Here is a 12,826-nt window from a genome sequence, read left to right as displayed (position 1 = left end):
TAATGCAAACAAAAAAAAATGAAGTTTTAGTAGGTATATTCTTGCTCATTGCGCTAAGCGCAATTCTTTTTATATGTCTTAAAGTAAGCGGTGTCAGTCCATCATTCAATACGCCAACATGGAAATTATATGCCACTTTTGATAATGTAGGTAACCTGCGAACAGGTTCACCAGTGAAAGTTGGCGGTGTAATGATAGGTCGTGTCACCGACATCACACTAGATCTAAATAATTACGCACCAAAGGTTCAAATGGAGATTAAAAATCAATATAATAATATCCCAAATACCAGCTCACTCGCAATACGAACCTCCGGTCTATTAGGTGAACAATATTTAGCACTTAATATTGGTTTTAGTGACCCAGAGATAGGTACTTATATGCTAAAAGATGGGGAAACTATTCAGGATACAAAATCCATAATCATACTTGAGGACATAATTGGTCAATTTCTATATAAAAATGATCATACTGACAGTAAGCATCGACTTTCTATAGCTGATATTTCAAGCCCAAAAAAATCACAACCTCGGTTAACAATCAATAATCCATAACAAAGGCTAATATGTTCAAATTTGTATTTATCTTGATAATAATATTCTCTTTACAGGTAAAAACAACAGAAAATACACAAAACAATCCTTATAAAATTATGGCAATAGTTGCCATGCATACTTTTGATCGCATTAAAAATGAACAGACAATTATTAATCATAATCCATCCTATCTTCAAAAAATTATAGAGGAAGAACTTTTGCCCTATGTACATATAAAATATATAGCCGCATCGGTATTAGGGCCTTATTACCAAAGCTCCACCCAAGCTCAACGTAATAACTATTATAAGGCTTTTAGCATATATGTATCCCGTATTACTACTCAAATGTTAGCAATGTATAAAGGACAGTCTTTTTACATTACAGAAGAAAAACCAATTCATACCGAAACAATAGTTCCTGTCCGTATAACTATTGCAGATCCTACTGGCGGACCAAAAACACGATTAGACTTTCAGTGGCGAAAAAACAGTATCACGGGTCATTGGCAGGCCTGTGATATTATTGTAGAAGGCGTGAGCATTATTATGACTAAACAAAATGAATGGAGTTGTATTTTGCGCCAACAAGGTATCAATGGTTTAACAAAAAAACTACAATCCTATACTCATCAATCAATCATATTGAATAAAAAACAAGAATGAATAACCAACTCAAGTGGACAATAGAGAAAAAAAATCTCTATCTTAGAGGTGCATTAATACACAAAACATTACTACCTTTATGGAACCAACGTCATTTAGTAATGAAATATGTAGAGAACATAGATGTCTGTAAATTAACACGAGTCGATACAGGTGGTCTTGCGTTACTAATTCACTTACAAATGAAGAATGTACATCATCAAAAAGAACCACGTATTTCTATTTCTGGAATCACGAGTCAAATCCATGCTCTGATTACACTTTATAACCTGCAAACAATTATTAAGAATAATAACTAAGGATAAAATCGATAATACTGCTTAGCATAGTAAAATACTAACTAATAACTCAGAAAATCCTTCAAGAGAATTTTTATTACTTTTACATCTGATATTATATACCATAATAGTATTATTTAATAATATATAATTATAGGTTATATATATTATAAATAGTTTTTCAGCAATCTATAACACCATGGAACCTTATAAACTCTAATCGATCCTATTATAAATCTAATAACTTACAGAGAACTATATTATTTTACCAAGCATTATTTTAACATAGTCAAAACTTAATCTTAATTAATCAAATTACCTTAATATCTTATGAGATAATTAACATTTATTGTGTAGACGCCATAAATGTTTTTTATAATTTCTAATTTATATATAAGGCCTTTAATTATAAGCCTGACTAATTCTGCTATCATCGTCTATATAACTTATTATGCAGCTAATGTATATAAATACACTATGAATTTTTTGTTTATTAAATTTAAATAAAAATATATTTATAATTATTATGCATACATATCACTTTTAATTATTAAAATAGATAAAATCTTCTATGTACAATTTAAAAAAGATACATGCCCTTATGTACTGATAGTATCAATATACTATATGTATAGTTGCACAACTTCCATGAGGATACTAAGAGATCTATATCATGTTCTGTATCATCAACACATATAGCAACTAGTTATTTTTACTTAAAATAAAAAGAACTAATAACGGGATTAATTTTTAAAGAATATAAAAAGATACTGATATATCAAATTTTTTCGACCTAGGTGATGATATATTACATAAAAATATACACAAGATCTCTATTTAAAAAGTTATTTAAATATCCTGCTTAATAATTTTAAAAAATTCAAATTTTTAACAATAAAAGTAATTATCTAAAATGTTAAATAAAACATTACCCTGTACAATTTTATATAGTAATCTATTCAAGTATTACTAATTTATGTCACTCATGGAATTTAAAATTCTATGAACCTATTTTTCTTAAAAGAACCATAGCAATTAATTATAGGAATAATATAAATTTACATTTAATAAAACTTTGTTAGATTACCAATAGATGATAAAAGTAATAATTAAAGCAATATAACAAAAAAAGTTGAGTGATCCATAAAATATTCTCTTAACTTTATTACAGAATCACGAAATTATGTAAAATTCTAAGATAAAAGTATTTTTTTAGAACCTTTATCTTCTCAATAAGATATTTACTTATTTATGATATAGTGAGATTTAGAAAATGGTTGATAATAGTATTATTAAATCCGTTCTGCTAAAGATATTACCATTACAAAAAGTATATGTTAGTGGTGATAACAGTCATTTGAAAATTATCGCGATTGGTGCAATCTTTAATGGACTTAGTCGCGTTCAAAAACAAAAAATAGTATATGCCCCTCTAGTATCCTATATTACCGATAATCATGTACACGCTATTTCCATTAAAACGTTTACCCCAGAAGAATGGGATCGTGATTCGCAATTAAATGGTCATTCAATCATAATATGATAAGAATATCATTTTTATGACCATATAAAATAGTTTGCAGAACTTACTGGTAACCATTTCTAGAAATTTCGAGTAGTGATAATGGATAAATTTCGTATAAAAGGTCCAACCCGGTTAAGTGGTGAGGTTACTATTTCTGGAGCTAAAAATGCTGCATTACCTATTTTATTTGCTGCTTTACTTGCTGAAGATCCAGTAGAGATATATAACGTCCCGAAATTAAGAGATATAGAGACTGCCATAAAATTACTCAGAAAGTTAGGCGTGAAAGCTGAGCACGATAATGCAGTATATTTAGATTCTAGTAAAGTTAGTGTATATTCCGCTCCTTGCGATCTGGTAAGCACTATGCGAGCCTCAATTTGGGTTTTAGGACCATTAGTGGCACGTTTTGGACGAGGACAAGTCTCACTACCTGGAGGTTGCGCTATTGGTGATCGACCAATTGATTTACATATCACTGGTCTTAAACAACTAGGTGCTCATGTTAAACTCAAAGGTAGTTATATTAATGCTTCTGCACAAAATCGTCTAGTAGGTGCTCACATTATAATGGATAAAATTAGTGTTGGCGCTACAGTCACTATCATGATTGCAGCCGCACTCGCCAAAGGCACCACTGTTATTGATAATGCAGCACGAGAACCAGAAATTGTTGATACTGCTAATTTCTTGAATATGTTAGGAGCAAATATTACCGGAACAGGTAGTGACTGTATAACGATTATAGGTGTAAAGAGACTAGGTGGTGGTGTTTATCGCATTTTACCCGACCGCATTGAAACTGGAACCTTCCTAATTGCTGGCGCTATCTCTGGCGGCAAGGTAATATGTCGAGCCGCACAACCAAATACATTATGTAAAGTATCTGAAAAACTACGTGAAACTGGAGCAGACATCCAAGAAGGAAAAAATTGGATTAGTATAGATATGCATGGAAGACGACCAAAAGCAGTTAACATTTCGACCGCTCCTTATCCTGGATTTCCAACTGACATGCAAGCTCAATTTAGCCTTTTGAATTTAATTGCTGATGGGTCTGCACAGATTACTGAGACTATTTTTGAAAATCGCTTTATGCATGTTCCAGAACTTTTGCGCATGGGTGCAAAAATTGCAATTGAAAACAAGAATACCCTGATTTGCCATGGTGTTAAAAAACTATCTGCAGCGCCAGTCATGGCTACTGATTTACGTGTTTCCGCTAGCCTTGTGTTAGCAGGGTGCATTGCTGACGGAATTACCTTAGTGGATTGTATCTATCATATAGATCGTGGCTATGAACTAATTGAAAAAAAATTAATTGCATTAGGAGCAAACATCCAGCGCATTAAAAATTAACATTAAATATACCCGAACAATATTATCAGATATCAAACAACTAATGTTGCCATTACTAAAGAAATAAGTAAACTCTGGTTACTACTTTTTATACTCATTATTTTATAACTATCTATAATGTCATCGATCTAAATATGAATTTAGTGTATTTTTTAAAATTATATAATCTAAATAAATTATCGAATATCTAGATTTAATTAAAAGACGTTCTCCATTTAATTTTCTTTAAGATTAACTGATAACAAACCTTACATTAACCTATATTAATACGTTTATTGTGTAGAATATAAATTCTATGCATGGTTATTTTGAATATACAACTTTATAATACTTTCTTTTAATATAAAAATATATTTTTCAATATTTATTTAAAAATAACTTACTTTAGAAAAATTTTACTAAAGACTTTAAAATCTAACGGTGAAACATTAAAAATAAAATAAAGATATAGCATTATGCCAATGGTGCAATTATTATTAATTAACATATATTATATATCATATATGTTAATTATGAATATAATTTTTGCTATCACTAGGTTAAAAATAGACGCTTATAAGCACGCTATCAAAAAAATAGTTGATTATGCTTAATAAGCAAACTACATAGATCGTTCGTTATATATTTCTAAAAGGTTAACTCTTATCTATATAAAATAAGACCCAATCAATATCAATCATAAATTAATAAACTTTATAATTATATGTATAACACTACAACAAATTATTAAACAATATTGCAATGTCAATCAACATTCTCTATCTTTATCTATTTTCAATAAACCATATTATATTCCAATAAATACCTTACTCTAAAACATAGATCTATTCTCTAAAAAAACACTATCTTCTGTTAAGTACTACCCAAATATTCTATGTTTTATTGATAAACATACAAATAACATTATGTAACGCTACGTAATAACTGGTTGATACTTGTTTTTAAAAGAGTTTGAGCATCTACTGTCTTAACAATAACTGCACAATAAAGGTTATATTTTTTATTTTTTGATGGAAGGCTGCCAGGAACTACAACAGAACCTGCTGGAACACGTCCATAATATACTTGATCAGTATCACGTGCATAGATTTTTGTACTTTGCCCAATATATACGCCCATAGATATTACTGAACCGGCTTCTACGATCACTCCTTCAACAATTTCTGAGCGTGCCCCGATAAAACAATTATCCTCAATAATTGTTGGTTTTTTTTGCAATGGCTCTAGAACTCCACCAATACCAACACCACCAGATAAATGTACATTTTTGCCAATCTGTGCACATGAACCAACAGTTGCCCAAGTATCGATTAATGTACCTTCATCGATATATGCACCAATATTAACATAAGAAGGCATTAAAACAGTATTACGAGCAATATACGCACCATATCGTACTGATGCCGGCGGAACAACGCGTAATCCTGATTTTTTAAAGCAATTTTCATCATATCGTGCAAATTTCATAGGTATTTTATCATAACAAGGATTATCTAAACTACCCATGATCTGATTATTTCTAATATAAAAAAAAAGTAATATCGCTTTTTTTACCCACTCATAAATTATCCACTCACTTTTAATTTTTTCAGTAACACGCAAACTGCCATCATCTAGATGAGATATAACCTCATAAACTGCCTCACGAGTACGCTGATCATAGCTTTGGATGTTAGTAACACATAAACTATCAAAGGCATCGTTAATGATTTTTTCTAACTGTTTCATAAATATTTTAGCTCAGTTTGTTCTTTTTATTCATACCATTTAAAGATCGCTGTTCAATACTTTACTCAAAACCCTATACTTTTTGAAGTCAAGTGATAATATACACTTAATTACTTTTATATTCTAACAAAACCTACAAAACCAATTATTTAATAATATTAAAGATAATATAACCATTCTCTTACACTATTTGTGCAATGATACAAACTAAAAAATAAATATTATTCCTACATAAATAGATCTAAGATCTATAAAAAATTAAACATATACTTTTTACAACGCTCAAATAAAATCATCTAATGATATATATTAATAAAATTCCTAATGATTAGAAAATGCGCAATATACATTGATATATATTAAATAAAATAGATTTAAATGTATATCTATAAAGATATATAGTACCTTACATTAAAAATCAATAATCCGTATCAGTGTAAATAGTGAATACCTTACATGCCAGATGCTTGTTTAATAATTGCATATACTAGAAAAACTTACCTCTTCAATATCAAAAAATTTAGAAAAATTTTAACAGCATGGACTGGCTTGTTGAATTCATTATCTTGAGTAACAAAAATAAAATTTGTATATTAAAAACATCTTATACAAACAATCAGTAGATCTTTTAAATAAACCTTTGAGAAAATTTTTAATTATTCTAATAAATAAAAATTTTTAGAATTTTATGATTACATCTGCTATTAACACCACATTAAAACTAGCCCATTTTTACGCGTAGATTGCTTATATGAAAATTACATATTGCAAGGAAACTTAAAAGAATTAAAAATTTACTAAAAATTTAAGATTAATAGATAGACTATAGATCATAAGAAAAAATTATATACCTCTTGTCATCACTTTTAAGCATTTTAAGTCATTCATGAATCCTGATACGCTGAACAAGAGATTTAAAAATAACATGATAAAAATAATTAACACAAAATATTCGATAGTAGTTTTATAAGTCATCTGTATATGGCACGGTAGTATTACTAATAACAGGACTCTGCTTTCGGTAAGATTAACTATAAATCTTTGTTATTTCATGCAGATAAAAAGATCAGTTTCTAAAAAACTATAGAGGCTAATATAAACATATTATCGTCCAATGCGTATTTTTCAATAAGAGATGAATATTCTCTCCTACAAAGATATCATACGGATAATATTTAGGTGCATAATGTATAATCAGTGAACAATAAACTAATTCTAAAGTTTTGAACGATGAGAAAAAATGATTCTTTTTATTCAAAAAGATGAATATACAAAAAGCAAGGATAACTCTTTATATAACTATATTTTAGACCTCAGATAAATCAAGCATATCGAGTAAAACATGGTAGCGGCTAAAATAAAATTCACCCTGATCAAACATAAACATAATAAATATTAACAAATATAATTTAATAATAGTTTAAAAAAACTCAAGCATTGTCCAAGTAAACAATATACATTATATCGTAAATCATATTAATCAATATTAATATCAAAAATTATAATTAATATTCAGTAATATATTCCATATAAAATTAAAAAATCCTATGATTAGTATCATTAACATTACATATACTTTATATACTCAAGATATTATTTAAAATTAATTAGATCGTCAGAAAAATATAACCTTAACTTCATAATACCTTATGAAATTAATCTGTAAGTCTAGAATTAGAGTAATAAAAAAATTTAACATCGTAATAAAAATATAATCTGATGTATTTATATAACCTTCTATATTAATTAAATTCTATAAACAACCAAAAATATAAATTTTAATATAAAATATTACATACTTGAGCTATTGGTGGTGAGAGAGGGATTCGAACCCTCGATACGTTTCCATATACACGCTTTCCAGGCATGCTCTTTAGGCCACTCAGACATCTCACCAAAATTTATTTGGCACCAATTACAAAAAACCCTATAATATTAGGAGATTTTTCCCAATAAGATCCAAAAATTATTTATGTACACAATATTTTATGTATAATAGTGCCGATAGTTAATAGTAAACTTTTATTTCATATTTTGATGAACTGATTCACTATGATATAATAAAGATGCTTTACTATATGAATAGTACAAGCTTTAATATTTTTCTAAAATAGACTAGCCAATGTTATTTTTAGAGTTAATGACTTAATTATGATTAAATATCAAAAACTCTTGATAATTAAAAATTTTATTAAATAAACCTTCTTAATACAATAAATCTCAATGTAATTTTCTATTTTTTTTACCATCAGTCTCATTTTATTATATAATATATCTTATATTTTTATTACATTTTTTATATACGCTATCTGAATCTTATGTTATCGAATAACTGCAATTATATATAATCACTAATAATAATGTCACAAAAATCTATTTTTTACGCTCTATTAAAAATAAATATAATAATACGTAATTTTATGTATTGATATAATAAAACCATCTGTAGATTGTATATCGCATCCTATATACAGTCTGCCAGAAATAAAATTTATAAAATTTCTTGCATGATATACATTATTATACACATCTGAATAATAAAATAAGTTATTAACTCTATGTTTAAATATAAAATTAATAACTTTTACATCATATAACTTAATTACCTAATGTTATATATAATTATATTAATATACAATAATATGCGCTCAATCAATCACCTAAACAACGAGACTATAATTATTGAAGTTCCCAATTCTATCTCTATACACTCTATACTTGCGTTCTTTCATATATCTAGAATAAAAAATTCATCATGGGGAGAGATAGAGTTGTTCTCATAAAACAAATTTTTAAATTCTATTTATTACAATTATAAAAGTAACTTCTCTATCTTAAATATACTATACGTCACAATATCAATAACTGTCTTTATTTCTATAAACAAACAATACGTGATTAATTTTTACACCTATCTATTTATTTTTTTTCAAAAAATAATATTTTATTTCAGGCCTAACAAATATCTAATATTAAGTGATTTTATAATCGCATATTTTATAAATTAATGCAGTAATCCATTGTAGTCGTACTTTAGGATTAGATAAGTTGTAAATAAACCTAATTCGTACTGGACTATCTAAAAACCAAGAGCATGGTTCTTTTTCTAAAAGCTCTAAAAAATATCTAGTATTAATCCTATTATTTTTTTCTAATTCAATCCACCCTCCTTTTTCATTCGCCTCGACTTTTCGTATTCCAAATTGTTTGGCTAATATTCGCAAGGCTGAGATATCTAGAAGTGTACGAGTACTCTCTGGTAATAATCCAAAACGATTAATTAATTCTATTTTAATATTTTCGATCAAATCTAACTCTTTAGCACTAGCAATACGTTGATAGAATGACAAGCGAGTCTTTACATTAGAAATAAAATTGCTTGGGATTAGTGCAGGTATTCTAAGATCAATATCAGTTTGACTGTTAATTAAATCTGCCAAAGATGGTTCGCGCCCTATTTGCAAAGCATTAACAGTATTTTCGAGAAGTTCAGCATACAAGGAAAACCCAACCCCTTCTATCTGACCACTTTGCCCTTCACCAAGTAATTCTCCTGCTCCGCGAATCTCAAGATCATGTGTAGCAAGAGCAAGACCTGCCCCTAGATCTTCTATAGCTAGAATGGCTTCTAGGCGTTTATGCGCATTACTAGTCATTTCTTTTTGATTCGGGGTGAGCAACCATGCATAAGCCTGATGATGAGAGCGGCCAACTCGTCCACGTAGTTGATGTAGTTGTGCAAGACCAAATCGATCTGCACGCTCAATTATAATCGTATTAGCACTTGGTATATCTATACCGGTTTCAATAATAGTAGTACACACTAATACATTAAAGCGCTGATGGTAAAAATCATGCATTACTTTTTCTAATTCACGCTCACGCATCTGCCCATGACCTAATGCAATACGAGCTTGCGGAACTAATTCCGACAATTGTTGTGTGACTTTTTCGATATTCTCCACATCATTATAAAGATAATACGCTTGACCACCACGAAGCACTTCACGTAAAATTGCCTCATATACTATTCTTTTATCATATTCATGAACAAAAGTTTTTACTGGTAAGCGACGAGCTGGAGGGGTAGAAATTATTGACAGATTACGGATGCCATGCATTGCCATATTTAAAGTACGCGGAATAGGGGTAGCAGTTAACGTCAAGACATCAACATTAGATCGTATTAATTTTATGCGCTCTTTATGACGAACACCAAAGCGATGCTCTTCATCAATAATTAATAAACCAAGATCATGCCATTTAATTTTATTTTGCAACAACTTATGAGTTCCTATAAGAATATCTACTTTTCCTATAAATACATTTGTTAAGATCTCAGACTGTTCTTTATCTGTACGAAACCTGGATAACATTTTAATAGAGACCGGCCAGCGAGCAAAACGATCCAAAAAATTATCATAATGCTGCTGAGCTAAAAGAGTAGTTGGTACCAACACAGCAACTTGTTTATGATTCATGACCGCTAAAAACGCAGCACGCATAGCTACTTCTGTTTTACCGAAACCTACATCTCCACAAATTAAACGATCCATGGATACAGGTTGACACATATCTCTCAACACTTCATTAATCGCTACTGCTTGATCAACAGTGGCAACAAATGGAAAGCTTTCACAAAATAATTGATATTGTTCTAAATCTTTTTTGAACGCGAATCCAGTCTTAGCTGTACGCTGCGCATAAATATCAAGAAGTTCTACCGCTACATCTCGCACTTGTTCAACGGCTTTTTGCCGCACTCTAGACCAAGTATCCCTACCTAACTTATGCAATGGAGCATCTAATCCAGAGCCTCCTATATAGCGACTAATTAAATGTAATGATGATATCGGTACATACAGCTTAGCGTCTCCAGCGTACATAAGAATAAGGTATTCAACTGAAATTCCATTAGTTTCTAAGACAATTAACCCCATATATCTCCCAATACCATGCTCAATATGTACAACAGGCTGACCTAGATATAGCTCTGATAAATTCTGAAGAAAGATATTAGAATCAATATTATAAGGAGTTTTTTGATAGTACGGGGTCACAAAATTATCACCCAAAAGATCTCTTTCACAAATTAAAGCGCGCTTTTTTCTATGATCAATAAAACCTACCTCACTAGCAGAAATTAATAAATATTTACCAGAATCTCGTGCTTGCGCTAATGAATTAATAATTGTTAACCTGACTGAAATACAAGCCAAACGCTCTTGTAGGATTTCCAGACGCCCTTCGCTTTGTACTGAAAATACCACCTGTCCTGGGAAAGAATTTAAAAATTGGCGTAATTTGTCTAGTGGTTTTTTAGATGTTGTCTCAATTTTAAAACCTGGTAAAGGGGAATACTCTAAGTTGGTATTATAGAAATTTTCTTTTAATCGCTCAGACTTGAGTCGTATAGATGGCCATTTTTTAAGCTCACTGAAAAATTCATCGCGACTAAACCATAAGAACCTAGGATCTAGTGGCGGTTGCATTATATTAGCATGACAAGCCCTATAACGACGCTGCAAATCTTCCCAGAAACACTGTGAAGCAGACTCTATATCAGCAGTAATCAATACGAGCGTATTTGTCGGTAAATAATTAAAAAGTCCAGGTAACGGTTTTTCAAAAAATAATGGCTGCCAATATTCAACACCCGCAGGTAAAATACCTTTTTTAATCTGTTCATAAATATGATTAGATTTTGTATTAATTTTAAAATTTTTAAACCATTTCTGAATAAAAAGCTCAAGAGCATTATCATTAACAGGAAATTCATTAGCTGGCAGTAAATTAATTTTTGTAATTTCTTCCGATAAAAGTTGATTTTCACTATCTAACAAATGCAAACTATTAATCTGATTGTTAAATAAACTGATACGACAAATTTTGTTACTACCCATAGGATAAATGTACCAAAATTCTCCATTATTAGAAAACTCACCATGTTCCATTACGCGATGTACACCGCGATATCCTATTTTTTTTAGTTGAGCTAACAGTTGATCATGAGTTAATATTTGACTTATTTTTATTATATATGCAGCATTTACTAGAAAATTGTATGGACAAACTCGCTGCATTAAAGTATTAATAGATACAATAAAAATGCCATGATTTAATGTAGGTAGCTCATATAGCATAGATAAACGAGACGATATAATCTCTTTATCTGGAGAAAAACTATCAAACGGTAGCGTCCCCCAATCAGAAAATCGCATAACCATTCTGGTAGTAAATGTTTTAATCTCTTCAAATAAAAGTCGTGCATTCTTTACATCTTGTGTAACAATCATTACTGGACCGTTATGACGTTCAGCTATTTCAGAACACTCAATAGAATAGGCTGCGCCGGTTAGCTGTCCTAGATGACGCTGATCACCTGCTCTAAATGGCAGGTCATAACAATAAAGTTCTAGCATAATTAGTTATATAGTTTTTATGTAAAATCATCAATTGTTCCGGAAAGATACTGACCTCAGGTAAGTTAGTAAAATGCATTTTTATATTTTATAATATAATCAACAATATATAATCAATAAAATTATTTTGATATCATAAATATGATTAATCGCTCAAGATGGTGATTTTTTTTATATTTTTTCGATCAAATAAAAATTAAAAATATTTTTTATTAAAGATTTATTTTATATGTTATAATAAATTATTTTATCTTAATTTATTAGATATGCAGATACATATTATTCTCCAAATTCATAATAACCCCTATTAATT

Annotated in this window: 7 protein-coding genes and 1 tRNA gene; 5 read left to right on the top strand and 3 right to left on the bottom strand. The window is 29.5% G+C overall.

The genetic code is table 11. The annotated features are described in order from the left end of the window. The first annotated feature begins 2 nt into the window (after window positions 1-2). The 5 genes from mlaD to murA all read left to right on the top strand — a co-directional run bounded on the left by mlaD (window position 3) and on the right by murA (window position 4,363). Window positions 3-554 (top strand): outer membrane lipid asymmetry maintenance protein MlaD, encoded by a 552-nt coding sequence (gene mlaD / locus ERCISPPA3004_RS01050; protein WP_157990289.1) that lies wholly within the window; start codon window positions 3-5, stop codon window positions 552-554. Between the two features lie 11 nt (window positions 555-565). Beyond that, a complete protein-coding gene (gene mlaC / locus ERCISPPA3004_RS01045) occupies window positions 566-1,201 on the top strand; it encodes a phospholipid-binding protein MlaC (RefSeq protein WP_157990288.1) in 636 nt (211 codons plus the stop codon). Beyond that, the gene (gene mlaB / locus ERCISPPA3004_RS01040; RefSeq protein WP_157990287.1) at window positions 1,198-1,500 is read left to right on the top strand and encodes a lipid asymmetry maintenance protein MlaB; all 303 of its coding nucleotides are present in this window, start codon (window positions 1,198-1,200) and stop codon (window positions 1,498-1,500) included. Before mlaC ends, mlaB begins: the two co-directional genes overlap by 4 nt. Before the next feature lie 1,252 nt (window positions 1,501-2,752). Continuing rightward, the gene (locus ERCISPPA3004_RS01035; protein WP_157990286.1) at window positions 2,753-3,022 is read left to right on the top strand and encodes a BolA family protein; all 270 of its coding nucleotides are present in this window, start codon (window positions 2,753-2,755) and stop codon (window positions 3,020-3,022) included. Between the two features lie 81 nt (window positions 3,023-3,103). Next, a complete protein-coding gene (gene murA / locus ERCISPPA3004_RS01030; RefSeq protein ID WP_157990285.1) occupies window positions 3,104-4,363 on the top strand; it encodes a UDP-N-acetylglucosamine 1-carboxyvinyltransferase in 1,260 nt (419 codons plus the stop codon). A gap of 903 nt (window positions 4,364-5,266) precedes the next feature. Here murA and dapD read toward each other — a convergent pair. The 3 genes from dapD to mfd form a co-directional block, all read right to left on the bottom strand. Beyond that, complete coding sequence (dapD, locus tag ERCISPPA3004_RS01025) at window positions 5,267-6,091, bottom strand: 2,3,4,5-tetrahydropyridine-2,6-dicarboxylate N-succinyltransferase (protein ID WP_157990284.1); 825 nt, start codon at window positions 6,089-6,091, stop codon at window positions 5,267-5,269. A 1,808-nt stretch (window positions 6,092-7,899) separates the two neighbouring features. After that, window positions 7,900-7,987: transfer RNA gene (locus tag ERCISPPA3004_RS01020), tRNA-Ser, on the bottom strand. Between the two features lie 1,076 nt (window positions 7,988-9,063). Further along, on the bottom strand, window positions 9,064-12,513 hold the full coding sequence (gene mfd / locus ERCISPPA3004_RS01015) for a transcription-repair coupling factor (protein ID WP_157990283.1): 3,450 nt from the start codon (window positions 12,511-12,513) through the stop codon (window positions 9,064-9,066). Window positions 12,514-12,826: the final 313 nt, after the last annotated feature.

This window comes from Candidatus Erwinia haradaeae (genome assembly GCF_900698995.1).
In the GTDB taxonomy this organism is placed as follows: domain Bacteria; phylum Pseudomonadota; class Gammaproteobacteria; order Enterobacterales; family Enterobacteriaceae; genus Erwinia_E; species Erwinia_E haradaeae_C.
This window is presented reverse-complemented; position numbering and strand designations above follow the sequence as displayed.

Excerpts from the sequence above, each read along its gene's own strand:
- mlaD (WP_157990289.1), top strand. The coding sequence starts at position 3 with ATGCAAACAAAAAAAAATGAAGTTTTAGTAGGTATATTCTTGCTCATT.
- ERCISPPA3004_RS01035 (WP_157990286.1), top strand. The coding sequence starts at position 2,753 with ATGGTTGATAATAGTATTATTAAATCCGTTCTGCTAAAGATATTACCA.
- dapD (WP_157990284.1), bottom strand. The coding sequence starts at position 6,091 with ATGAAACAGTTAGAAAAAATCATTAACGATGCCTTTGATAGTTTATGT.
- mlaC (WP_157990288.1), top strand. The coding sequence starts at position 566 with ATGTTCAAATTTGTATTTATCTTGATAATAATATTCTCTTTACAGGTA.
- mlaB (WP_157990287.1), top strand. The coding sequence starts at position 1,198 with ATGAATAACCAACTCAAGTGGACAATAGAGAAAAAAAATCTCTATCTT.
- mfd (WP_157990283.1), bottom strand. The coding sequence starts at position 12,513 with ATGCTAGAACTTTATTGTTATGACCTGCCATTTAGAGCAGGTGATCAG.
- murA (WP_157990285.1), top strand. The coding sequence starts at position 3,104 with ATGGATAAATTTCGTATAAAAGGTCCAACCCGGTTAAGTGGTGAGGTT.